The 24,317-nt window shown below is 54.8% G+C and carries 24 protein-coding genes; 23 read left to right on the forward strand and 1 reads right to left on the reverse strand.

Translation table 11 applies throughout. The features are described 5' to 3' along the window. Positions 1-21 precede the first annotated feature (21 nt). From pxpB to nei, 7 genes are read left to right on the forward strand one after another with little or no spacing between them, the layout of a single operon-like run. Complete coding sequence (gene pxpB / locus ACQE3Z_RS12925) at positions 22-678, forward strand: 5-oxoprolinase subunit PxpB (protein WP_426974103.1); 657 nt, start codon at positions 22-24, stop codon at positions 676-678. After that, positions 672-1,604, forward strand: a complete 933-nt coding sequence (gene pxpC / locus ACQE3Z_RS12930; protein ID WP_426974104.1) for a 5-oxoprolinase subunit PxpC — start codon at positions 672-674, stop codon at positions 1,602-1,604. The genes pxpB and pxpC overlap by 7 nt, the downstream gene beginning before the upstream one ends. Further along, entirely contained in the window at positions 1,594-2,334 is a 741-nt protein-coding gene (gene pxpA, locus ACQE3Z_RS12935) for a 5-oxoprolinase subunit PxpA (protein WP_426974105.1), read from the forward strand. Before pxpC ends, pxpA begins: the two co-directional genes overlap by 11 nt. A 44-nt stretch (positions 2,335-2,378) precedes the next feature. Next, positions 2,379-3,107 (forward strand): DUF969 domain-containing protein, encoded by a 729-nt coding sequence (locus ACQE3Z_RS12940; RefSeq protein WP_426974106.1) that lies wholly within the window; start codon positions 2,379-2,381, stop codon positions 3,105-3,107. After that, positions 3,107-4,123 carry a DUF979 domain-containing protein gene (locus ACQE3Z_RS12945; RefSeq protein ID WP_426974107.1) on the forward strand — a complete coding sequence of 339 codons (1,017 nt, stop codon included), beginning with the start codon at positions 3,107-3,109 and terminating at the stop codon, positions 4,121-4,123. Before ACQE3Z_RS12940 ends, ACQE3Z_RS12945 begins: the two co-directional genes overlap by 1 nt. A gap of 7 nt (positions 4,124-4,130) precedes the next feature. Beyond that, a complete protein-coding gene (gene pcp, locus ACQE3Z_RS12950; RefSeq protein ID WP_426974108.1) occupies positions 4,131-4,778 on the forward strand; it encodes a pyroglutamyl-peptidase I in 648 nt (215 codons plus the stop codon). 12 nt (positions 4,779-4,790) lie between these two features. Next, positions 4,791-5,579, forward strand: coding sequence for an endonuclease VIII (gene nei / locus ACQE3Z_RS12955; RefSeq protein WP_426974109.1), 789 nt, complete (start codon positions 4,791-4,793; stop codon positions 5,577-5,579). Positions 5,580-5,800: 221 nt separating this feature from the next. Here the strand turns inward: nei and ACQE3Z_RS12960 are convergent, their stop codons facing one another. Beyond that, on the reverse strand, positions 5,801-7,084 hold the full coding sequence (locus tag ACQE3Z_RS12960; RefSeq protein ID WP_085067587.1) for a citrate synthase: 1,284 nt from the start codon (positions 7,082-7,084) through the stop codon (positions 5,801-5,803). 622 nt (positions 7,085-7,706) lie between these two features. On the opposite strand from ACQE3Z_RS12960, the gene sdhC reads away from it, so the two are divergent. The 16 genes from sdhC (at position 7,707) to tolA (ending at position 24,284) form a co-directional block, all read left to right on the forward strand. Next, a complete protein-coding gene (gene sdhC / locus ACQE3Z_RS12965; protein WP_426974110.1) occupies positions 7,707-8,096 on the forward strand; it encodes a succinate dehydrogenase cytochrome b556 subunit in 390 nt (129 codons plus the stop codon). After that, positions 8,090-8,437, forward strand: coding sequence for a succinate dehydrogenase membrane anchor subunit (gene sdhD / locus ACQE3Z_RS12970; RefSeq protein ID WP_085067586.1), 348 nt, complete (start codon positions 8,090-8,092; stop codon positions 8,435-8,437). Before sdhC ends, sdhD begins: the two co-directional genes overlap by 7 nt. A 2-nt stretch (positions 8,438-8,439) precedes the next feature. Beyond that, positions 8,440-10,206: a succinate dehydrogenase flavoprotein subunit gene (gene sdhA, locus ACQE3Z_RS12975; RefSeq protein ID WP_085067585.1), complete on the forward strand. Its 1,767-nt coding sequence runs from the start codon at positions 8,440-8,442 to the stop codon at positions 10,204-10,206. Between the two features lie 17 nt (positions 10,207-10,223). Beyond that, positions 10,224-10,940 carry a succinate dehydrogenase iron-sulfur subunit gene (locus ACQE3Z_RS12980; protein ID WP_085067584.1) on the forward strand — a complete coding sequence of 239 codons (717 nt, stop codon included), beginning with the start codon at positions 10,224-10,226 and terminating at the stop codon, positions 10,938-10,940. A 254-nt stretch (positions 10,941-11,194) separates the two neighbouring features. Further along, entirely contained in the window at positions 11,195-14,002 is a 2,808-nt protein-coding gene (gene sucA / locus ACQE3Z_RS12985; RefSeq protein ID WP_426974111.1) for a 2-oxoglutarate dehydrogenase E1 component, read from the forward strand. A 13-nt stretch (positions 14,003-14,015) separates the two neighbouring features. Further along, complete coding sequence (gene odhB / locus ACQE3Z_RS12990; protein WP_426974112.1) at positions 14,016-15,239, forward strand: 2-oxoglutarate dehydrogenase complex dihydrolipoyllysine-residue succinyltransferase; 1,224 nt, start codon at positions 14,016-14,018, stop codon at positions 15,237-15,239. 69 nt (positions 15,240-15,308) lie between these two features. Then, the gene (sucC, locus tag ACQE3Z_RS12995) at positions 15,309-16,475 is read left to right on the forward strand and encodes an ADP-forming succinate--CoA ligase subunit beta (RefSeq protein ID WP_085067581.1); all 1,167 of its coding nucleotides are present in this window, start codon (positions 15,309-15,311) and stop codon (positions 16,473-16,475) included. After that, entirely contained in the window at positions 16,475-17,350 is an 876-nt protein-coding gene (gene sucD / locus ACQE3Z_RS13000) for a succinate--CoA ligase subunit alpha (RefSeq protein ID WP_085067580.1), read from the forward strand. Before sucC ends, sucD begins: the two co-directional genes overlap by 1 nt. A 706-nt stretch (positions 17,351-18,056) precedes the next feature. Further along, the gene (cydA, locus tag ACQE3Z_RS13005) at positions 18,057-19,625 is read left to right on the forward strand and encodes a cytochrome ubiquinol oxidase subunit I (RefSeq protein WP_426974113.1); all 1,569 of its coding nucleotides are present in this window, start codon (positions 18,057-18,059) and stop codon (positions 19,623-19,625) included. Positions 19,626-19,636: 11 nt separating this feature from the next. After that, positions 19,637-20,776: a cytochrome d ubiquinol oxidase subunit II gene (gene cydB, locus ACQE3Z_RS13010; RefSeq protein WP_426974114.1), complete on the forward strand. Its 1,140-nt coding sequence runs from the start codon at positions 19,637-19,639 to the stop codon at positions 20,774-20,776. A gap of 15 nt (positions 20,777-20,791) precedes the next feature. Continuing rightward, positions 20,792-20,905 carry a cytochrome bd-I oxidase subunit CydX gene (gene cydX / locus ACQE3Z_RS13015; RefSeq protein WP_085067578.1) on the forward strand — a complete coding sequence of 38 codons (114 nt, stop codon included), beginning with the start codon at positions 20,792-20,794 and terminating at the stop codon, positions 20,903-20,905. Beyond that, positions 20,905-21,198 carry a cyd operon protein YbgE gene (ybgE, locus tag ACQE3Z_RS13020; protein ID WP_426974115.1) on the forward strand — a complete coding sequence of 98 codons (294 nt, stop codon included), beginning with the start codon at positions 20,905-20,907 and terminating at the stop codon, positions 21,196-21,198. The genes cydX and ybgE overlap by 1 nt, the downstream gene beginning before the upstream one ends. Positions 21,199-21,424: 226 nt before the next feature. Then, positions 21,425-21,829, forward strand: a complete 405-nt coding sequence (gene ybgC / locus ACQE3Z_RS13025; protein WP_250652134.1) for a tol-pal system-associated acyl-CoA thioesterase — start codon at positions 21,425-21,427, stop codon at positions 21,827-21,829. Further along, positions 21,826-22,512, forward strand: a complete 687-nt coding sequence (tolQ, locus tag ACQE3Z_RS13030) for a Tol-Pal system protein TolQ (protein ID WP_085067575.1) — start codon at positions 21,826-21,828, stop codon at positions 22,510-22,512. Before ybgC ends, tolQ begins: the two co-directional genes overlap by 4 nt. A 13-nt stretch (positions 22,513-22,525) precedes the next feature. Further along, positions 22,526-22,954, forward strand: a complete 429-nt coding sequence (tolR, locus tag ACQE3Z_RS13035) for a colicin uptake protein TolR (protein ID WP_038627352.1) — start codon at positions 22,526-22,528, stop codon at positions 22,952-22,954. A gap of 31 nt (positions 22,955-22,985) precedes the next feature. Next, positions 22,986-24,284 carry a cell envelope integrity protein TolA gene (gene tolA / locus ACQE3Z_RS13040; RefSeq protein ID WP_426974116.1) on the forward strand — a complete coding sequence of 433 codons (1,299 nt, stop codon included), beginning with the start codon at positions 22,986-22,988 and terminating at the stop codon, positions 24,282-24,284. Positions 24,285-24,317: the final 33 nt, after the last annotated feature.

Below are 24,317 nucleotides of genomic sequence, written 5' to 3' on the forward strand. Positions count from 1 at the left end.
AGTGATAACAGGAGGTAAGTTTTGCAAAGAGCACGTTGTTACCTGTTGGGAGAACGCGCGGTCGTGCTTGAACTGGAACCGCCTGTATCGCTGTTCAGCCAACAGCGAATTTGGGGATTAACCCAACGCCTGCGTGACTATCCGCAGGTGCTGGAAGCGATCCCTGGAATGAATAACCTCACTGTCATTCTGCGTGACCCACAGCATCAGGCGCTGGACGCCATTGAGCGTCTGCAGACCTGGTGGGAAGAGAGCGAAGCCGCAGTGCCGGAATCGCGCAAGGTCGCCATTCCGGTGGTCTATGGCGGTGAGGCCGGCCCCGATTTGGTGGCGGTGGCGCGCCATTGTCAAATGACGCCGCAGCAGCTGGTTGAGGCGCACGCCGCCGGTGATTATGTGGTCTATTTCATCGGTTTTCAGCCCGGCTTCCCCTACCTGGGCGGGTTAGACAGCCGCCTGCACGCGCCGCGCCGCGCTGAACCGCGCGTGCTGGTGCCCGCGGGCTCGGTGGGCATCGGCGGCAGTCAGACCGGTATCTATCCGCTGGCCTCGCCCGGTGGCTGGCAACTGTTGGGACGAACCACGCTAGCGTTATTTAATCCTCAGCATCAGCCGCCCACGCTGTTGCGCCCGGGAGATAAAGTGCGCTTTGTGCCGCAGAAGGAGGGCGTATGCTGAAAATTATCCGTGCCGGAATCAATACCACACTGCAAGACTGCGGTCGTAGCGGCTGGCGTCAGCTTGGCATCAGCGGCGGCGGCGTGCTGGATGAACCGGCGATGCGCACCGCAAACCTGCTGGTGGGTAATCCGCAAACAGCGGCGGTGCTGGAAATTACGCTGGGCCAGTTTTGTGCGGAGTTCGATCGCGACGGCTGGTTTGCATTAACAGGGGCTGGCTGCAATGCCGATATAGATGGTCGCCCTGCCTGGACCGGCTGGCGTCTGCCGGTAAAAAAAGGCCAGCGTTTGACGCTATCGATGCCGGTACGCGGTATGCGCAGCTACCTGGCGATTAACGGCGGCTTTGATATTGCTCCGGTGCTGGGATCCTGTAGCACCGATACCAGGGCGGAATTTGGCGGCTGGCAGGGGCGGCGTCTGCAGGATGGCGATCTGTTGCCGCTGGCGGCACCCACGCATGATTTCAGCAAAACCGCCGGTGTACGACAGCTGTTGTGGGGCAATCGCCTGCGCGCGCTGCCAGGGCCGGAGTATCACGAGTTCAGTAAAGAGTCTCAGGAAGCCTTCTGGCGTGTTTCCTGGCGGCTCGATCCGCAGAGCAACCGTATGGGTTATCGCCTTCAGGGACGGCCGCTGACGCGCAACGTTAATCGCGAGCTGCTTTCACATGGCCTGTTGCCGGGCGTGATTCAGGTTCCCCATAACGGTCAGCCAATTGTGCTGATGGCCGATGCGCAGACCACCGGCGGCTATCCGCGCATTGCCTGTGTGATCGAAGCGGATCTTCATCATCTGGCGCAGATCCGTCTGGGCGAGCCGATCCACTTTATACACTGTACGCTGGAGGAGGCGTTACAGGCGAAGCGGCAGCAACAGCAGGTTATTGAGCGCATGGCATGGGGGCTGGAAGATGAAAATTGATTTAAACGCGGATCTGGGCGAGGGCTGCAGCCATGACCGCGAGCTGCTGCAGTTAGTGACCTCAGCCAATATCGCCTGCGGTTTTCACGCGGGCGATGCGCAAACCATGCTGCAGTCGGTACGCTGGGCGCGGGAATTTGGCGTGGCGATTGGCGCGCATCCCTCTTTTCCCGATCGGGAAAATTTTGGGCGCAGCGCTATGCAGCTGCCGCCGGAAACGGTCTATGCCCAGGTGCTGTATCAGATTGGCGCATTAAAAGCCCTGGCGGAAAGCGAAGGTGGAGAACTGACGCACGTTAAGCCGCATGGCATGTTGTATAACCAGGCCGCGCGCGATGGGCAACTGGCGGATGCGATTGCCCGGGCGGTTAAGGCGGTGAGCCCTGAGCTGCTGCTGGTGGGGCTGGCGGGCAGTGAATCGATCCGCGCCGCGCAGCATCACGGATTGCGCACCCGGGAAGAGGTCTTCGCCGATCGCGGTTATCAGGCCGACGGCTCGCTGGTGCCACGTAATCAGCCGGACGCGCTGATTGAAGAAGAACAACAAGCCATATCTCGTACCTTAAGCATGGTGCAGCAGGGAAGAATCGCCAGCGTCACCGGTGAGTGGGTAACACTGCGTGCACAAACCGTTTGTCTGCACGGCGACGGCCCGCATGCATTAACTTTCGCACGCCGCCTGCGTGACGCGTTTGCTGCGCAGCATATTGCTGTTAGCAGTGAAATCTGACAGTGCACCCCTGATCGTAGCGGGGTTTTTTAGCAGGAGATACTATGCAACCTCTGGTAAGCCTGTGGCCCCTGTTGGGGATCGCAGCCATTATTATCGGTTTTTTACTGCGTTTTAACCCGGTGCTGGTGGTGCTTCTGGCCGGTCTGGTCACTGGCCTCGCCGCGCATATGCCGCTGGCGGATATTCTGGAAAAACTGGGCTCGGGATTCCTGAATACCCGTAACCTGCCGTTTATTCTGCTGTTGCCGCTGGCAATAATCGGGCTGCTGGAGCGGCATGGATTAAAAGAGCGTGCCCAGGCATGGATCGCCACAATTAAAACGGCCACCGCAGGTCGCCTGTTAATTATCTATCTGCTGGTGCGTGAAGCCACGGCGGCGCTGGGGCTAACCAGCCTGGGCGGACACCCGCAAATGGTGCGCCCGCTACTGGCGCCGATGGCGGAAGGTGCCACAAAAAACCGTTATGGCGAACTGCCCGCTGAGGTACGCTACCGTCTGCGCGCCATGTCAGCGGCAACCGATAACGTTGGGCTCTTTTTTGGCGAAGATATTTTTGTCGCCTTTGGTGCCATTATTTTCATGCATAACTTTATGCTGGAATCGGGCGGTATCCACACCGAGCCATTGCACATTGCGCTATGGGGCATTCCTACAGCGGTTTGCGCCTTTATTATCCACGCTCTGCGTCTGCGTCGGCTGGATAAGAAACTGGCGGCAGAGCTAAGCGCGCTAAATCAGGCGGCGCTGCAGCAGAAGGAGAGCCGCTAATGTTTCAGCAACAGTATCTGTTTTATCTGGCTGGATTGATTTTGCTGGTAGTGGCGCTGATGTCATGGCGTGATAAGGCCAATCCGCGACGTATTACTACCGGGCTATTCTGGGGCCTGTATGGCCTGATCTTTTTTATCGGTGACTGGGCATATCAACTGGCGACACAGTTAACCGGATCCGGCGAGGCTGGCGCGCGTAATCTGCATATTTTTGTAGGCGTGCTGGTGATGTTAATGGGCGTGATTGCTGGCCTGGGTGGGTTAAAACTCGGGCGCTATCACCAGCGCAGCGAAGAAGAACGTCAGCAAAGCGCCAGTCGGCTGGGCAATCGCCTGTTCCTGCCGGCGCTCTCTATTCCGCTGGTTACGGTAGCGGGCGTGCTGGCGTTTAACCATATTGCCGGGCTGGAAACGCGGGTGTTCGGCACCGGCAACCACGCTACGTTGGTCACGCTCTTTTCAATGTCCGTGGGCTGTTTGGTGGGCTGGCTGGTGGCATTGAAAATCAGCCATGAGCGTCCGGCGCAATCGTTGCAGGAAGCGCGCCGCCTGCTGGACTCCATCGGCTGGGCCTTTGTTTTGCCGCAGCTCCTTGCCACCCTGGGCTTGCTGTTTACCACTGCAGGCGTTGGCAGCGCGATCGCTCACCTCACCGGGGAATATCTGGCGGTGGATAATCGTATGATTGCCGTAGCGGTCTATGTGACTGGTATGGCGCTGCTGACCATGATTATGGGCAATGCCTTTGCTGCGTTTCCCATTGTCACTGCCGGTATCGGTATTCCGATCCTGGTGCTGCAGCACGGCGGCAACCCGGCCGTTATGGCCGCTATTGGGATGTTTTCCGGCTACTGCGGCACCCTGATGACGCCGATGGCAGCCAATTTTAATCTTGTTCCTGCGGCGTTACTGGAGCTGCCGGATCGCAATGCGGTCATCAAGGCGCAGACGCCTACCGGCGTGCTACTGTTAATTGTGAACATATTCCTGCTCTATTTCCTGATGTTTTTGTGAGGCGATAATGAGAAAAGTACTGATTACGGCGTTTGAGCCTTTTGGCGGTGAGCAGATAAACCCTTCATGGGAAGCGGTGCGTCAGCTACATGAGCGTATGCTGTGCGGTTTTCAGGTGGTAGCCAAAGAATTGCCCTGCGTCTTTGGCGATGCGCTCGCTACGCTTTACGCTGAAATGGAGGCGCTGCAGCCCGAATTAATTATTGCGGTAGGGCAGGCGGGTGGGCGCGCCGATATTTCTGTGGAGCGCATCGGTATCAACATTAACGATGCGCGTATCCCTGATAACAAGGGTAATCAGCCCATTGATGAACCGATTATTCCCGGCAGTCCGGCCGCCTACTTTTCAACCCTGCCAATTAAGGCGATTGTTGAAGGGATACGTGAAGCTGGCATTCCCGCATCGGTATCACAAACGGCAGGTACCGACGTCTGCAATCATGTGATGTATGGGCTGCTGCATCGTCTTGCTCAACAGGGCAACGGGGTGCGCGGTGGGTTTATTCATATTCCTTATCTGCCGGAACAGGCGATTAACCATCCCGGCGCGCCGAGCATGGCGGCACAAACCGTGATTCTGGCGCTGGAAATGGCGATTACCATTGCGCTACGAACTGAACAGGATTTGCGTCTGGTTGGCGGCGCAACGCACTAACAGGATATCTCTATGCCAGAAGGACCCGAGATCCGTCGGGCGGCGGATCGGCTGGAAAAAGCCATCGCGGGCAAGCCCCTGACGGAGGTCTGGTTTGCTTTTCCGCAGCTAAAAACTTATGAAAACGCGTTAATTGGTGAAACGATCACCGCCATTGAAACCCGAGGCAAAGCGCTGCTAACCCACTTTTCCAACGGATTAACGCTTTACAGCCATAACCAGCTCTATGGCGTCTGGCGGGTGATCAAAACCGGTAGCGAGCCGGCAACGCAGCGCATATTACGGGTGCGTCTCGGCTGCGCCGACCAAACGATTTTGCTCTATAGCGCGTCTGATATTGAAATGCACAACAGCGACACGCTGGCGGCGCATCCTTTTTTGCAGCGCATCGGGCCCGATGTTCTGGATATGACGCTTACCGAAGAAGAGGTGTGCGAGCGCCTGCTTTCACCGCGCTTTCGTCGGCGTCAGTTCAGCGGGCTGTTGCTGGATCAGGCTTTTCTGGCGGGCTTAGGCAATTACCTGCGTGTGGAGATTTTATGGGACGCAGCGCTGGCACCGCAGCATCGGGCGCAGGATTTAACCGGGGCGCAGCTACAGCGCCTGGCGCATGCGCTGTTGGCGATTCCGCGTCACTCTTATCGGATGCGTGGCACCATGAAGAGCGCACATCACGGCGCGGCCTTTCGTTTTAAAGTCTTTCATCGGGCTGGCAAACCCTGTGAGCGCTGCGGCGGAATCATTGAAAAAAGCACGCTTTCATCGCGTCCTTTTTACTGGTGCCCCGGCTGTCAACATTAATCTGTTAGCGCTAATAAAAAAGGGCCCGCAGGCCCTTCAGACGCCTATGCTTAAGCGCGGGAGACAAGGACCGAAGAGCAAAGCGTCCCGCGCCAGGGAAGGCGCGGGCCGAGCTGGCAGGGATGCCGTCTTTTGCGTCTTTGCGAACGGACCTTGTCTCCCGCGCGATCGCCAGAACAAACTTTAAGGGCCCGCAGGCCCTTTTTTCTTTGGCAGGAAAATTATTTCTGCAGCTGGGATTCGAACTCACGCTGTGCGTAACCGGTATAGAGCTGACGCGGACGGGCAATTTTCATGCCTTCGTCATGCATCTCTTTCCAGTGGGCAATCCAGCCAACGGTACGCGCCATGGCAAAAATCACGGTGAACATAGAAGAGGGGATGCCCATCGCTTTCAGAATAATGCCAGAGTAGAAATCGACGTTCGGATAGAGTTTGCGCTCAATAAAGTATGGGTCGTTCAGCGCAATATGCTCCAGCTCCATCGCCACTTCCAGCAGGTCATCTTTCATACCCAGCTCATTCAGCACTTCATGACAGGTATCGCGCATAACGGTTGCACGCGGATCGTAGTTTTTATAAACACGATGACCGAAGCCCATCAGGCGGAAAGAGTCATTCTTATCTTTCGCACGCCTCACAAATTCCGGGATATGCTCTTTATGGCTAATCTCTTCCAGCATGCGCAGACAGGCTTCGTTTGCGCCGCCGTGCGCCGGTCCCCATAGCGAGGCGATACCGGCAGCGATACAGGCGAACGGGTTAGCGCCGGACGATCCTGCGGTACGTACCGTTGAAGTGGAGGCGTTCTGCTCATGATCCGCGTGCAGGATCAGAATACGATCCATGGCGCGCTCCAGCACCGGGTTCACTTTATACTCTTCACACGGGGTAGCGAACATCATATGCAGGAAGTTACCGGCATAAGAGAGGTCATTGCGCGGATAGACGAACGGCTGGCCAATCGAATATTTGTAACACATGGCTGCCATGGTCGGCATTTTAGAGAGCAAGCGGAACGCCGCAATTTCACGGTGACGCTCAATATTCACATCCATTGAGTCATGGTAGAACGCCGCCAGCGCGCCGGTGACGCCGCACATAACCGCCATCGGATGCGAGTCGCGACGGAAGCCATGAAACAGACGGGTAATCTGCTCATGAATCATGGTATGGCGCGTAACCGTGATACGAAACTCTTCAAACTGTTCTGGCGTCGGCGCTTCACCATTCAACAGGATGTAACAGACTTCCAGATAATTAGAGTGGGTAGCGAGTTGGTCGATGGGATAGCCACGATGGAGCAGAATGCCTTCATCACCATCAATATAGGTAATTTTGGATTCGCAGGACGCAGTAGAGGTAAAACCAGGGTCAAACGTAAACAAACCCTGTGAGCCAAGGCTTCGGACATCGACAACATCCTGGCCCAGCGTGCCCTGTAGCACGTCCAGCTCAACAGGAGCTTCACCGTCAAGGGTGAGCGTCACTTTTTTATCAGCCATTTACAGTCTCCTTAGCGCCATATTTGTAGGATCTTTGACACCGAAGTTACCATCATGCTGCAAATTGCGTGAAGTAATTGCAGACTATCTACTCTGTGGCATGTTTTGCTTGCAGGGTACAGAGTGACGGGCGCAGTCGGAAGTTTCCGACAGCCACGATGCTAATGCGTTCTGTGGTTGTTAAAGATCCGTGCTGGTCATTATGAATCTTAACTAATAACCTGATGCGTTTAGCAATTTATTTCATCACTGTTACATAACTTGCGTTGAGGGGTAAAGTGTATCCCCATAACTTTTGCGCATCATAGGACTTTCGTGCGTTAGTTTGTAACTGAATTGTTGAAGTTTTGTCAAATCAGATAATTGAATTTGTTTAAAATATGAAAACCGTGAGGTTGATCACTGTTCCACTTAAATCTCGCTAAAGCGTTTGTAGAGCAATTGTAATGAGAATGTGATCGTCCTATACTGCCGCCAGGTCTCCGGAATACCCTGACACCAGGAGCCACCCAGCGTTTTTATCGCTTCAATTAACACTGGATGTTGCTGTTATGGTGCCGGTGCACGAGTCGTGTTCGGCTATCACCTTCAGGCCCGGAGGAAGCAAAATAAGAAAAGCTGTGTGGGCAAAACCGTGAAAAAACAAAGACCTGTCAACTTGGATCTCACTACGATCCGGTTTCCCGTTACTGCAATATCGTCCATTCTCCACCGCGTTTCCGGCGTCATTAGTTTTGTGGCTGTTGGGATCCTGCTCTGGTTACTCGGACTCTCGCTCTCCTCTCCTGAAGGCTTCCTGCAGGCATCTGCCGTGATGAACAGCTTTTTCGCTAAGTTCATTATGTGGGGCATTCTCACCGCCCTGGCCTGGCATACTGTTGGCGGTATTCGCCATATGTTGATGGATTTCGGTTACCTGGCGGAAACGCAGCGTGTCGGCAATAGCTCTGCACACTTCTGTTTCGCTATTACTATCGTGCTTTCAATTCTGGCTGGAGTCCTCGTATGGTAAGCAATGCTACTGCACTGGGTCGCAATGGTGTGCAGGACTGGCTGCTGTTACGTGCCACTGCAATCCTCATTACGCTCTACACCTTATATATTCTTGGCTTCATCATTGTGTCAGATACGCTGACCTATGATATCTGGCGCGCCTTCTTCGCCTCTTCCTTTACTAAGGTCTTTACCCTGTTGACGCTGTTTTCTACCGTGATCCACGGCTGGATCGGTATGTGGCAGGTGCTGACAGACTATGTTAAACCTCTGGCATGGCGTCTGCTGTTGCAGTTGGTCATCGTTGTTACGCTGTTGGTTTATGCAATTTATGGAACTGTTGTGGTGTGGGGTGCGTGAGAATGAATTTGCCAGTCAGAGAGTTTGATGCCGTAGTTATCGGGGCAGGCGGCGCAGGTATGCGCGCGGCCCTGCAGATTTCACAGTCGGGCCAGAGCTGCGCCCTGCTGTCTAAAGTTTTTCCTACCCGTTCCCATACCGTTTCTGCGCAGGGCGGTATTACCGTCGCGCTGGGTAATACCCATGAAGATAACTGGGAATGGCACATGTACGATACCGTTAAAGGCTCCGACTATATCGGCGACCAGGACGCGATCGAATATATGTGTAAAACCGGCCCGGAAGCGATTCTGGAGCTGGAACATATGGGCCTGCCATTCTCCCGTCTGGAAGATGGCCGCATTTATCAGCGTCCGTTCGGCGGACAGTCGCGTAATTTCGGCGGCGAACAGGCGGCACGTACCGCGGCGGCCGCTGACCGTACCGGCCATGCGCTGCTGCACACGCTCTATCAGCAGAACCTGAAAAACAAAACCACCATTTTCTCAGAATGGTATGCGTTGGATCTGGTGAAAAATCAGGACGGCGCCGTAGTGGGCTGTACCGCGCTGAGTATTGAAACAGGCGAAGTTGTCTACTTCAAAGCGAAAGCCACGGTGCTGGCGACCGGCGGCGCAGGCCGTATCTATCAGTCCACCACCAATGCCCATATCAATACCGGTGATGGCGTGGGTATGGCGCTGCGCGCGGGCGTGCCGGTGCAGGATATGGAGATGTGGCAGTTCCACCCGACCGGCATCGCGGGCGCTGGCGTGCTGGTGACCGAAGGTTGTCGTGGTGAAGGTGGCTATCTGCTGAATAAACATGGCGAACGCTTCATGGAACGTTACGCGCCGAACGCCAAAGATCTGGCGGGCCGTGATGTGGTCGCGCGTTCCATGATGATTGAGATTCGTGAAGGCCGCGGCTGTGAAGGCCCGTGGGGTCCGCACATTAAACTCAAGCTGGATCATCTGGGTAAAGAGGTGCTGGAGTCGCGTCTGCCGGGCATCCTTGAGCTGTCCCGTACCTTTGCTCACGTGGATCCGGTAAAAGAACCGATTCCGGTTATCCCAACCTGCCACTATATGATGGGCGGCATTCCGACCAAAGTGAGCGGCCAGGCGCTGACCCTGAACGAAAAAGGGGAAGATGTGGTGGTGCCGGGTCTGTTCGCCGTTGGCGAAATTGCCTGCGTATCGGTACACGGCGCGAACCGTCTGGGCGGCAACTCGCTGCTGGACCTGGTCGTGTTTGGCCGTGCGGCAGGCCTGCATCTGCTGGAGTCGATTCAGGAGCAGGGAACGCTGCGCGATGCCACTTCAGAAGATATCGACGCCGCCATGGCGCGCTATCATCGCTGGGATAACAACACCACGGGTGAAGATCCGGTTGAAATCCGTAAGGCGTTGCAAAGCTGCATGCAGAATAACTTCTCTGTGTTCCGTGAAGGCGATGCGATGGCGCAGGGGCTTGAGGATCTGAAACAGATCCGTGAGCGCCTGAAACATGCGCGTCTTGACGATCGTTCCAGCGATTTCAATACCCAGCGCATCGAATGCCTGGAGCTGGATAACCTGATGGAAACCGCTTTTGCTACTGCGGTAGCAGCGAATTACCGCACGGAGAGCCGCGGCGCCCATAGCCGTTTTGACTACCCGGAACGTGACGATGAGAACTGGCTGTGCCATTCGCTCTATCTGCCGCAAACCGAAAGCATGACGCGCCGTGAGGTGAACATGCAGCCGAAACTGCGCGCCGCTTTCCCGCCGAAAGTGCGTACCTACTAATTTGCGGAGAAGAGACGATGAGACTCGAATTTTCCATTTATCGTTATAACCCGGACGTGGATGACGCGCCGCGCATGCAGGATTACACCCTGGAAGCGGAAGATGGCCGTGACATGATGCTGCTGGACGCGCTGATCAAGCTGAAAGAGAAAGACCCGACGCTGGCCTTTCGGCGTTCCTGCCGTGAGGGCGTTTGCGGCTCTGACGGCCTGAATATGAACGGTCGTAACGGTCTGGCCTGCATTACGCCGGTTTCAGCGCTGGGCAACGGCAAGAAAAAAATCGTTATCCGTCCGCTGCCGGGCCTGCCGGTAGTCCGTGACTTAGTCGTGGACATGGGGCAGTTCTACAAGCAGTATGAGAAAATTAAGCCTTACCTGTTGAATAATGGCGCAAATCCGCCTGCACGCGAGCATTTGCAGTCGCCGGAAGATCGTGCGCACCTGGATGGGTTGTACGAATGTATTCTGTGCGCCTGCTGCTCAACGTCATGCCCGTCATTCTGGTGGAATCCGGATAAGTTTGTTGGGCCTGCGGGGCTGCTGGCTTCCTATCGCTTCCTGATCGACAGCCGCGATACCGAAACCAATGCGCGTCTGGACGATCTCAGCGATGCTTTCAGCGTATTCCGTTGCCACAGTATCATGAACTGTGTCAGCGTCTGTCCTAAAGGGCTGAACCCAACGCGCGCTATCGGCCATATTAAGTCGATGCTGCTGCAGCGTAACGCATAACAGCACTATGCTCCGGGAACCCCGGTTCCTGGAGCATTTACGGAGACCCTGGTAAGGTCTGTCACGGCGCGGTGAAAAACCTTACCAAGGTTCCCTTACGGGCCAGGGCATCGATTGCCCCGTGCTTGTATCGATGAACTGGATCTGGCTGTGGCGGGCACTTTCCAAGCAGGTGCGCGACACAGCGTTGGGCAAGCCGGTAACCCGGCAACAATGAAACCTCGAAAAAAGCATGTAATGCTTAAGGGATCACAATGCAGAACAGCGCAATGAAGCCCTGGCTTGACTCTTCCTGGCTGGCCGGCGCGAACCAATCTTACATAGAACAGCTCTATGAGGATTTTCTCACCGATCCTGACTCTGTTGATGCTGTATGGCGCGATATGTTCCAACAGCTTCCCGGCACCGGGCTCAGGCCTGAGCAGTTCCACTCCTCTACGCGCGACTATTTCCGTCGTCTGGCAAAAGATACCTCGCGTTACGCCGCTTCCGTTGGCGATCCCGATGCCAATGCCAAACAGGTTAAAGTCCTGCAACTGATCAATGCCTACCGCTTCCGTGGACATCAGCACGCTAACCTCGATCCGCTGGGCCTCTGGCAGCAGGAGCAGGTTTCCGATCTCGACCCGGCTTTTCATGGCTTAAGCGAGGCGGATTTTCAGGAAACTTTCAATGTCGGCTCTTTTGCCATCGGCAAAGATCGCCTGCAGTTAGGGGAACTGATTAATGCGCTGAAGCAAACCTATTGCGGCTCAATCGGCGCGGAATATATGCACATCACCAACACCGATGAAAAACGCTGGCTGCAACAGCGTATCGAATCGGCTGTGGGACGCGCATCTTTCTCCGCTGAAGAGAAAAAAGGCTTTCTGAAAGAGCTAACCGCCGCAGAAGGGCTGGAGCGCTATCTGGGCGCTAAATTCCCCGGTGCGAAACGCTTCTCGCTGGAAGGCGGCGATGCGCTGGTGCCGATGCTGCGTGAGATGATTCGTCACGCCGGCAAAAGCGGCACGCGTGAAGTGGTACTGGGGATGGCGCACCGTGGTCGCCTGAACGTATTAATCAACGTACTGGGTAAAAAACCTCAGGATCTGTTTGATGAGTTCGCCGGTAAACACAAAGAGCATCTCGGTACCGGTGACGTAAAATATCATATGGGCTTCTCTTCCGATGTGGAAACCGAAGGCGGTATGGTTCACCTGGCGCTGGCGTTTAACCCGTCGCATCTGGAGATCGTCAGTCCGGTAGTTATGGGCTCGGTACGTGCCCGCCTCGATCGTCTGGATGAGCCGGTCAGCAATAAAGTGCTGCCGATTACCATTCATGGCGATGCGGCGGTCATCGGCCAGGGCGTGGTTCAGGAAACCCTGAACATGTCGCAGGCGCGAGGTTATGAAGTGGGCGGTACGGTGCGTATCGTGATTAACAACCAGATCGGTTTTACCACTTCAAACCCGAAAGATGCCCGTTCAACACAATACTGTACCGACATCGGTAAAATGGTGCAGTCGCCTATTTTCCACGTTAACGCCGACGATCCGGAAGCGGTCGCCTTTGTTACCCGCCTGGCGCTCGATTTCCGTAATACCTTTAAGCGCGATGTCTTTATCGATCTGGTTTGCTATCGCCGTCACGGCCATAACGAAGCGGATGAGCCAAGCGCAACCCAGCCGGTGATGTACCAGAAAATCAAAAAGCATCCGACGCCGCGTAAAATCTACGCCGATCGTCTGGAAACGGAGCAGGTGATTAATCTGGAAGACGCTACGGAGATGGTTAACCTTTACCGTGATGCGCTGGATGCAGGTGAGTGCGTAGTGCCGGAATGGCGTCCCATGAGCCTGCACTCTTTCACCTGGTCGCCTTATCTCAACCATGAGTGGGATGAGAGCTACCCGGAAAAAGTGGAACTCAAGCGTCTGCAGGAGCTGGCGAAACGCATCAGCCAGGTGCCGGAATCCGTTGAAGTGCAGTCGCGCGTGGCGAAGATCTACAACGACCGCGCTGAAATGGCAGCAGGCAATAAGCCGTTTGACTGGGGCGCAGCGGAAAACCTCGCCTACGCCACGCTGGTGGATGAGGGGATTCCGGTGCGTATTTCCGGCGAAGACTCCGGGCGCGGCACCTTCTTCCATCGTCATGCGGTGATTCATAACCAGGCGAACGGCTCAACCTGGATCCCGCTGCAGCATATCCATAACGGCCAGGGCCAGTTCAAAGTCTGGGATTCGGTGCTGTCGGAAGAAGCCGTGCTGGCGTTTGAATATGGTTACGCTACCGCTGAGCCGCGTACCCTGACCATCTGGGAAGCGCAGTTTGGTGACTTTGCCAACGGCGCTCAGGTAGTTATCGATCAGTTCATCAGCTCCGGCGAGCAGAAGTGGGGCCGTATGTGCGGCCTGGTGATGCTGCTGCCGCACGGCTATGAAGGGCAGGGACCGGAGCACTCGTCGGCGCGCCTGGAGCGTTATCTGCAACTCTGCGCAGAGCAGAATATGCAGGTCTGTGTACCGTCGACCCCGGCGCAGGTCTATCACATGCTGCGTCGTCAGGCGTTGCGCGGTATGCGTCGCCCGCTGGTGGTCATGTCGCCGAAGTCGCTGTTGCGTCATCCGCTGGCGGTTTCTACCCTGGATGAACTGGCTAACGGCAGCTTTAAGCCCGCGATTGGTGAAGTCGACGCGCTGGATGCCAAAGCAGTAAAACGCGTAGTGCTGTGTGCCGGTAAGGTCTATTACGATCTGCTGGAGCAGCGTCGCAAAAATGAACAAAGCGATGTCGCTATCGTGCGCATTGAGCAGCTTTATCCTTTCCCGCACAAAGCGGTACAGGAAGCGCTGCAGCCTTACGCGCACGTGCATGATTTCGTTTGGTGTCAGGAGGAGCCGCTAAACCAGGGCGCCTGGTATTGCAGCCAGCATCACTTCCGTGAAGTGATTCCTTTTGGTGCTTCTTTACGTTATGCCGGACGTCCGGCTTCCGCTTCACCTGCTGTAGGTTACATGTCTGTACACCTGAAACAGCAGCAAGACCTGGTTAATGACGCGCTGAACGTTGATTAAATAAGGAAAGATAATGAGTAGCGTAGAAATTCTCGTTCCCGACCTGCCTGAATCTGTTGCTGATGCCACTGTAGCAACCTGGCATAAGAAACCGGGCGATGCGGTAAGCCGCGATGAAGTACTGGTAGAAATCGAGACCGATAAAGTGGTGCTGGAAGTGCCAGCCTCTGCTGACGGCGTGCTGGAAGCCATACTGGAAGAAGAGGGTGCAACCGTGACCTCGCGTCAGATCCTGGGACGCCTGAAAGAGGGTAACAGCGGCGGCAAAGAGGCCTCTGTTAAAACGGAAAGCAATGAATCCACTCCGGCGCAGCGTCAGTCTGCTTCGCTGGAAGAAGAGAGCAACGATGCCCTCAGCCCGGCGATCCGTCGGCTGATTGCCGAGCACGATCTGGATGCGGCGGCGATTAAAGGCACCGGCGTAGGCGGACGCATTACCCGCGAAGATGTGGAAAAACATCTCAAGCAGCAGCCGGCGAAAGCCGAGTCAAAACCGCAAGCCGCCGCGCAGCAGGCACAGCCTCAACCGCTGGCTGGCCGCAGCGAGAAGCGCGTACCGATGACGCGTCTGCGTAAGCGCGTTGCCGAGCGTCTGCTGGAAGCGAAAAACAGCACCGCCATGCTGACCACTTTTAACGAAGTCAACATGAAGCCGATCATGGAACTGCGTAAGCAGTACGGCGATGCCTTCGAGAAACGTCACGGCGTGCGTTTGGGCTTTATGTCCTTCTATATCAAAGCGGTTGTGGAAGCGCTGAAACGCTATCCGGAAGTGAACGCTTCCATCGATGGCGATGATGTGGTGTATCACAACTACTTTGACGTCAGCATCGCCGTTTCCACGCCGCGCGGCCTGGTGACGCCGGTTCTGCGCGATGTCGATACGCTGAGCATGGCGGATATCGAGAAGAAAATTAAAGAGCTGGCGGTAAAAGGCCGTGACGGCAAGCTGACGGTCGAAGAGCTGACCGGCGGCAACTTTACCATCACCAACGGTGGCGTGTTCGGTTCGCTGATGTCGACGCCGATCATTAACCCGCCGCAGAGCGCCATCCTGGGCATGCACGCAATCAAAGATCGCCCAATGGCGGTTAATGGTCAGGTTGTGGTGCTGCCGATGATGTATCTGGCGCTCTCTTACGACCACCGTCTGATTGATGGCCGCGAATCTGTGGGCTATCTGGTGGCAGTGAAAGAGATGCTGGAAGATCCGGCGCGCCTGCTGCTGGACGTTTAATGTTGCCGGGCGCGGTTACTGCCGCGCCCAACCTTATTAATCTTTTCAGACCTGAATGGATAGAACATCATGAACTTACACGAGTACCAGGCGAAACAGCTGTTTGCACGGTATGGCTTACCGGCACCGACCGGTTACGCCTGCACTACACCACGTGAAGCGGAAGAAGCGGCCTCTAAAATTGGCGCAGGTCCGTGGGTAGTAAAATGTCAGGTTCATGCCGGTGGCCGTGGTAAAGCGGGCGGTGTGAAAGTGGTTAACAGCAAAGAAGAGATCCGTACTTTTGCTGAAAACTGGCTGGGTAAACGTCTGGTCACTTATCAAACGGATGCGGAAGGCCAGCCGGTTAACCAGATTCTGGTTGAAGCCGCTACCGATATTGATCAGGAACTCTACCTGGGTGCCGTGGTTGACCGCAGCACGCGTCGCGTGGTGTTTATGGCCTCCACCGAAGGTGGCGTTGAAATTGAAAAAGTGGCGGAAGAGACGCCAGAGCTGATTCATAAAATGGCGCTGGATCCGCTGACTGGCCCGCAGCCTTATCAGGGCCGCGAGCTGGCGTTTAAGCTGGGTCTGAGCGGCAAGCAGGTCAATCAGTTCACCAAAATTTTTATGGGTCTGGCGACGCTGTTCCTGGAACGCGACCTGGCCCTGGTTGAGATCAACCCGCTGGTTATCACCAAACAGGGCGACCTGGTCTGCCTGGATGGCAAACTGGGCGCAGACGGTAATGCGATGTTCCGTCAGCCGGAGCTGCGTGAAATGCGCGATCCGAGCCAGGAAGATCCGCGCGAAGCGCATGCGACGCAGTGGGAACTTAACTACGTTGCGCTGGAAGGCAACATCGGCTGTATGGTAAACGGCGCCGGTCTGGCGATGGGCACCATGGACATCGTGAAACATCACGGTGGTCAGCCAGCTAACTTCCTTGACGTTGGCGGCGGCGCAACCAAAGAGCGCGTTACCGAAGCCTTTAAAATCATCCTGTCTGACGACGCGGTAAAAGCGGTATTCGTTAACATTTTCGGCGGCATCGTACGCTGTGACCTGATTGCTGATGGCATCATCGGCGCGGTGGCAGAAGTTGGCGTCAACGTACCGGTAGTGGTGCGTCTTGAAGGGAACAACGCTGAGCTGGGCGCACAGAAACTGGCGGACAGCGGTCTGAACATTATTGCAGCAACCAGCCTGACCGACGCGGCCCAACGCGTTGTTGCTGCAGCGGAGGGTAAATAATGTCCATTTTGATCGACAAAAACACCAAAGTGATCTGCCAGGGTTTCACCGGCGGCCAGGGTACATTCCACTCTGAACAGGCGCTGGCCTATGGTACGCAGCTGGTTGGCGGCGTAACGCCAGGCAAAGGCGGCACCACGCATCTGGGCCTGCCGGTATTCAATACCGTACGCGAGGCGGTGGAAGCGACTGGCGCAACGGCATCCGTTATCTATGTTCCGGCTCCTTTCTGCAAAGACGGTATTCTGGAAGCGATCGATGCGGGTATTAAGCTGATCATCACTATCACTGAAGGCATCCCGACGCTGGATATGCTGACGGTAAAAGTGAAGCTGGATGAAGCGGGCGTGCGCATGATTGGCCCGAACTGTCCGGGCGTTATCACCCCAGGCGAATGTAAAATCGGCATTATGCCGGGCCACATTCACCAGCCGGGCCGCATCGGTATCGTTTCACGTTCCGGTACGCTGACCTATGAAGCTGTGAAGCAGACTACCGATATCGGCTACGGCCAGTCCACCTGTGTGGGTATCGGCGGCGACCCGATCCCTGGCTCTAACTTTATCGATATCCTGCAGATGTTCCAGGATGATCCGCAGACAGAAGCCATCGTGATGATCGGTGAAATCGGCGGCAGCGCAGAAGAAGAAGCGGCAGCCTACATCAAAGAACACGTTACCAAACCGGTTGTTGGCTATATCGCTGGCGTTACGGCGCCGAAAGGCAAGCGTATGGGCCATGCTGGCGCGATCATTGCCGGTGGCAAAGGTACGGCGGATGAGAAATTCGCTGCGCTGGAAGCGGCCGGTGTTAAAACCGTCCGTAGCCTGGCGGATATTGGTGACGCGGTAAAAGCAGTCCTCCCTCTTAAATAATCGGTATCAGCTTATTCCACAGACTGGCCACCTACGGGTGGCCTTTTTTATGAGTTTTATTCCTGCTATAAGGGATGTTTGTTAATAATAAAATGAATTTCGGTTTAATAATTGTGAAGTTAAATGCAGTAAAAATCTATTTTTCTTTTTATCAATGGAATTGAAATGAAAATTTAAGACTGCTCTTGCGAAAGGAATAGACATTTATGCGGTATGATTTCCGCTGTTTTTAAATAAAGTTTTAATAAAGTCATTTAGCCAAAACATATTATTAACATATGTTTTACCTGTTTGGTTTATATTGATTATTATATTTAACCTTATTTTAATTTTATAGCTAAGTCATGGATGTTTAAGTGATTTTTGAGATTGTTTCTCATTTTTGATCCTATTACGCTATGTCATATCAAGCCTTTATAACACTTTCAGGTTAAATGCGGGTCCAGATCAAAAAATATCCCGGAGATCACAATAATTTTTCTTTACCGTATCGTTTGTAAGGGTATGATATTGCCGTCTCACTTACGGTGAGTTATCAACTCTCTTTTATTTGCTGCCTGCGGGTGTGATTTTCCCTGTCCGTTTAACAGCAAACTATAAATATCGTTTTATTGAAAACAGCAATCAGCATGGCGCTATTTGCCAACGCTTTCCGGCAAATGAACATCATGCATTAACTGCTTTTAGCAAAGAGCAAGGGGTTAAGATGTTTGATATCGTCGAACTGTCGCGTTTACAGTTTGCCCTGACTGCGATGTACCACTTCCTTTTCGTGCCGTTAACGCTGGGTATGGCGTTTCTGCTGGCGATTATGGAAACCGTTTATGTCCTGTCGGGTAAACAGATCTACAAAGATATGACCAAATTCTGGGGCAAGTTGTTTGGTATCAACTTTGCACTGGGCGTGGCAACGGGCCTGACCATGGAGTTCCAGTTCGGCACCAACTGGTCTTACTACTCTCACTATGTCGGCGATATCTTCGGTGCCCCGCTGGCCATTGAAGGCCTGATGGCTTTCTTCCTTGAATCCACCTTTGTTGGCCTGTTCTTTTTTGGCTGGGATCGCCTGAGCAAAGTGCAGCATATGGCCGTCACCTGGCTGGTGGCCCTGGGTTCCAACCTCTCTGCGCTCTGGATCCTGGTGGCAAATGGCTGGATGCAAAACCCCATCGCCTCTGAATTTAATTTTGAAACCATGCGCATGGAGATGGTGAGCTTCTCAGAGCTGGTGCTTAACCCGGTCGCGCAAGTGAAGTTTGTGCATACGGTTGCGGCAGGCTATACCACCGGCGCAATGTTTATTCTTGGCATCAGTGCATATTACCTGCTGCGCGGGCGCGATCTGGCATTTGCTAAACGCTCCTTTGCTATCGCCGCCAGTTTCGGCATGGCGGCGGTGCTGTCGGTGATCGTGCTGGGCGATGAGTCAGGCTACGAAATGGGCGATGTGCAAAAAACCAAGCTGGCAGCGATCGAAGCCGAGTGGGAAACGCAGCCCGCCCCGGCAGCCTTTACCCTGTTTGGCCTGCCCAATCAGCTGACGCAGGAAAACAGCTACGCGATTCAAATTCCTTATCTGCTGGGCCTGATCGCTACCCGTTCGGTCGATCAGCCAGTTACCGGCCTGAAAGATCTGCTGGCACAGCATGAAGTGCGCATCCGCAACGGGATGAAGGCTTATCACCTACTGGAAGAACTGCGTGCAGGCAATACCGATCCGGCAGTGCGTGAAGCCTTTAACGGCCACAAGCAGGATCTGGGTTACGGTCTGCTGCTGAAACGTTATACGCCAAATGTTGTCGACGCCACGGAAGCGCAAATCAAGCTGGCTACTCAGGACTCAATTCCGCATGTTGCGCCGCTCTATTTCTCTTTCCGCATTATGGTGCTGTGCGGCGTGCTGATGCTCGGCATTATCGGCCTCTCGTTCTGGAGCGTTATTCGTAACCGCATCGGGAAAAACCGCTGGCTGCTGAAAGCGGCGCTGTATGGCATTCCGCTGCCGTGGATTGCCGTTGAGGCGGGCTGGTTTGTTGCAGAGTATGGTCGTCAGCCGTGGGCGATTGGCGAGGTGCTGCCAACGGCCGTGGCGAACTCAACGCTTACCGTCGGCGATCTGCTGTTCTCAATGGGACTGATTTGCGGCCTCTACACGCTCTTCCTGGTGGTGGAAATGTATCTGATGTTCAAATTTGCCCGCCTGGGACCAAGCAGCCTGAAAACCGGACGCTATCACTATGAGCAGTCCACTCTCGCCTCGCAGTCGGTGCAGTAAAGGAGCCAGCCATGTTGGATTATGAGGTTGTACGTTTTATCTGGTGGCTGCTGATCGGTATTTTGCTGATTGGCTTTGCGGTCACCGATGGTTTTGATATGGGCGTGGGCATGCTGTCGCGCATTCTCGGACGTACCGATACGGAACGCCGGGTCATGATCAATAGCATTGCGCCGCACTGGGATGGAAACCAGGTCTGGCTGATTACCGCCGGCGGCGCACTGTTTGCCGCCTGGCCGATGGTCTATGCCGCCGCCTTTTCCGGTTTCTACGTTGCGATGATTTTAGTGCTGGCCTCGCTGTTTTTCCGGCCGGTGGGCTTTGACTACCGGTCGAAAATTGAAGATATGCGCTGGCGCACGCTGTGGGACTGGGGCATTTTTATCGGCAGCTTTGTTCCGCCGCTGGTGATTGGCGTGGCATTTGGCAACCTGTTGCAGGGCGTGCCTTTCCATATCGACGCCTATCTGCGTCTCTACTACACCGGTAATTTCTTCCAGCTGCTGAATCCGTTTGGTCTGCTGGCGGGCGTGGTTAGCCTGACGATGATCCTGACGCAGGGCGCAACTTACCTGCAGATGCGCACCCATGGCGAGCTCTGTTTACGCGCTCGTGCCACTGCGCAAATCTGTGCGCTGATCATGCTGGTTGCCTTTGCGCTGGCGGGCGTTTGGGTGGTTTACGGCATTGATGGCTACGTAGTGACCAGCACGCTGGATCATGCCGCATCCTCAAATCCACTTAATAAAGAAGTGGCGCGCGAAGCAGGCGCCTGGCTGATTAATTTCAAGCAGCATCCGCTGCTGTGGCTGATTCCGGCGCTGGGCGTGGCGTTGCCGCTGTTCACCGTCGTCTGTTCACGCATCGGGAAGGGCGGCTGGGCGTTTCTGTTCTCTTCGCTGACGCTGGCCTGCGTTATTTTGACCGCTGGCGTAGCGATGTTTCCATTCATTATGCCCTCCAGCACTCAGCCTGACATGAGCCTGACCATGTGGGATGCCACGTCAAGCCTGTTGACGCTGAAGCTGATGCTGTTTGTGGCGATGATCTTTGTGCCGCTTATCCTGATTTACACCAGCTGGTGTTACTACAAAATGTTCGGACGTATCACTAAAGAACATATTGAAAGCAACACTCATTCACTCTATTAACGGAGGCGTTAAACCATGTGGTATTTTGCCTGGATTCTTGGAACGCTACTGGCCTGTGCCTTCGGGATTATCACCGCGCTGGCGCTGGAGCATGTAGAAGATAGCGCCCAGCAACAGGATAAACCCTGATGCGTCAGCAGCTACAACAGCTCTATTTCATCATGGATAAGCGCCCGCTGCGGGCGCTTTCTCTGGTGCTGGCATTGCTGCTGGCAGGCTGCCTGTTCTGGGATCCGACGCGTTTTGCCGCCAGCACCAGTTCGCTCACCGTCTGGCAGGGTTTTTTACTGATATGGGCGGTATGCGCTGGCGTGGTGCATGGCGTTGGATTTCATCCTCGACGGGTACGGTGGCAGATGTTTTTCTCGCCGCTGTTGGCCCTGATTGCCCTCTCGCTGGGAACGTTCTTTTTCTTTTTTTGATGCGATTGCAGGCCTGAAACATGAGTACAGGCTCAGGTCTGCCTGACGCTGAAAATTTATGTCAGCAAACGTCTGTTTAGCGCCGTTTTTTTTCAATGATTATCCTGCCATTTTTGTCAATAGTTTCCATTCTATAATTATTTTCTCCACGCTCTGGTGACCCATTCCAAAGCCGTTTGCACTTGCGTATAGTAGCAACGTTTAAAAAGCATTACCGGGATGTAAAGTGAGTACAACGCTGTTTCGATGGCCGGTGCGTGTCTATTACGAAGATACCGATGCCGGTGGGGTGGTTTACCACGCCAGCTATATCGCTTTTTATGAACGAGCGCGTACGGAGATGCTGCGCCAGCATCATTTTCATCAGCAATCGCTGCTTGAACAGCAGATTGCTTTTGTTGTACGTCGAATCACGGTTGATTATATTGCCGCCGCGCGACTGGATGATATGCTTGAAGTGCAGAGCGAGGTGACGTCGATGACCCGTGCCACTATGACGTTCAGGCAACGCATCGTTAATGCAGAAGGCAAATTGCTCAATGAGGCAGAAGTCCTTATCGCCTGCATCAACCCACACCTAATGAAGCCAATAGCGCTTCCCAAGTCTATTGTCGCGGAGTTCAAGCAGTGACTGACATGAATGTTCTTGATTTGTTCCTGAAGGCAAGCCTTCTGGTTAAACTTATCATGTTAATTTTGATCGGGTTTTCCATTGCGTCCTGGGCGATTATTATCCAGCGCACCCGCATTCTTAACGCGGCGGGACGCGAAGCGGAAGCGTTTGAAGACAAATTTTGGTCGGGCATTGAGCTATCCCGCCTTTATCAGGAAAGCCAGGCGCGTCGCGATGAGCTAACCGGTTCAGAGCAGATCTTTTACGCCGGTTTTAAAGAGTTTGCGCGTTTGCATCGCGCCAACAGCCATGCGCCGGAAGCGGTGCTGGAAGGCGCCAGTCGGGCAATGCGTATCTCAATGAACCGCGAGCTGGAAAGCCTGGAAAACCATATTCCCTTCCTTGGCACCGTGGGTTCCATCAGTCCTTATATTGGCCTGTTTGGTACCGTGTGGGGGATTATGCACGCCTTTATCGCGCTGGGCGCGGTGAAGCAGGCCACGCTGCAGATGGTTGCGCCGGGTATTGCCGAAGCGCTGATTGCGACCGCTATCGGCCTGTTTGCCGCTATCCCTGCCGTAATGGCGTATAACCGCCTGAACCAGCGCGTTAACAAACTGGAACAGGGTTATGACAACTTTATGGAAGAGTTCACGGCTATCCTGCACCGTCAGGCATTCTCCAGTGAGAATAAAAAGTAAGCAGAGGTGACGTATGGCCAGAACGCGTGGTCGCGGTCGTCGCGATCTGAAGTCTGAAATTAACATCGTTCCGCTGCTGGACGTGCTGCTGGTGCTGCTGCTGATTTTTATGGCCACGGCGCCCATTATCACCCAGAGCGTTGAAGTGGATCTGCCGGACGCCACGGATTCTAAAACGGTGTCCAGTGATGATAATCCACCGGTGATCGTAGAGGTTTCCGGCGTTGGGCAATATAGCCTGGTTGTCGATCACGATCGTATGGAGCAGTTGCCTTCAGAGCAGGTGGTGGCGGAAGCACAGCGCCGACTGGAAGCGAATCCGAAAACGGTATTTCTGATTGGCGGCGCAAAAGATGTGCCCTATGACGAGATTATCAAGGCGCTGAACCTGCTGCACCAGGCGGGTGTGAAATCAGTCGGCCTGATGACGCAGCCAATTTAATTATTCCGTAACCGTTTTTTGGGAACCGAGCGTGTCGAAGGCATCCGAACAAAACGATAAGTTAAAACGCGCGATAATCATCTCAGTGATATTGCATATCGTCCTGATTGCATTACTGATTTGGAGTTCGTTTAACGAAAAAATCGAGGCCAGCGGTGGCGGTGGCGGTAGCGATATTGATGCCGTTATGGTCGACCCAGGTGCGGTGGTTGAGCAGTATAACCGCCAGCAAAATCAGCAAAGCGACAGCCAGCGCGCCGAGCAGCAGCGTCAGAAGCAGGCGCAGCAGCAGGCGGAAGAGCTGCAGCAAAAGCGCGCAGCTGAGCAGCAGCGATTGAAAGAGTTGGAAAAAGAGCGGCTTCAGGCGCAGGAAGAGGCGAAACAACAGGCCCAGGCGCAGGCTGAACAGCAGCGCCAGGCGGAAGAAGCCACCAAACGCGCCGCAGAGCAGCAAAAAGCTGCAGAAGCCGCTGCAGCGAAAGCGAAAGCAGAAGCGGCAGAGCAGGCCAAAGCCGCGGCAGCAAAAGCGAAAGCAGAGGCGGCGGAGCAGGCCAAAGCCGCGGCAGCGAAAGCGAAAGCAGAGGCGGCGGAGCAAGCTAAAGCTGCGGCAGCGAAAGCGAAAGCAGAGGCGGCGGAGCAAGCTAAAGCTGCGGCAGCGAAAGCGAAAGCAGAGGCGGCGGAGCAAGCCAAAGCTGCGGCAGCGAAAGCGAAAGCAGAGGCGGCGGAGCAGGCTAAAGCGGCGGCTGCTGAGGCAAAGGCCAAAGCGGCGCAGGAAGCAAAAGAGAAAGCGGCTGAGGCCAAGGCCAAAGCGGCACAGGAAGCAAAAGAGAAAGCGGCCGCTGAGGCAAAGGCCAAAGCGGAAGCGAAAGCAAAAGCCGCCGCTGAAGCTAAAGCGAAAGCAGCGGCTGAAGCGAAGAAAAAAGCAGCGGCGGAAGCCGCCAGCGACAGCAGCGCGGTTGATGATTTACTGGGCGGCCTGACCTCAGGTAAAAACGCACCGAAAACCGGCCAGGCTGGTGGCGGTGCGGCAGGGAAGGGCACTCAGAAAAAATCAGGCGCTTCCGGCGCGGCGATTGACAGCTATCTGGGACAGGTAAAAGGCGCGATAGAGAGTAAATTCTATGATGCCGATACCTTTAAGGGGCGCACCTGTGACGTTCGTATCAAGCTGGCGCCTGATGGTTTGCTGATTTCAGCTACGGCGGCGGGCGGCGATGCGGTGTTGTGTCAGGCGGCGATCAATGCGGCGCGTATGGCGCGTATGCCTAAACCACCAAGTCAGGATGTCTGGCAGGCGGTAAAAGATGCGACGCTGGAATTCAAGCCGTAAGAATGCAGTAACAAATGGCAGGTTGAACTATGG

Origin of the sequence: Pantoea sp. FN0307 (assembly GCF_050113815.1) — a bacterium.
GTDB classification, from domain to species: domain Bacteria; phylum Pseudomonadota; class Gammaproteobacteria; order Enterobacterales; family Enterobacteriaceae; genus Mixta; species Mixta alhagi.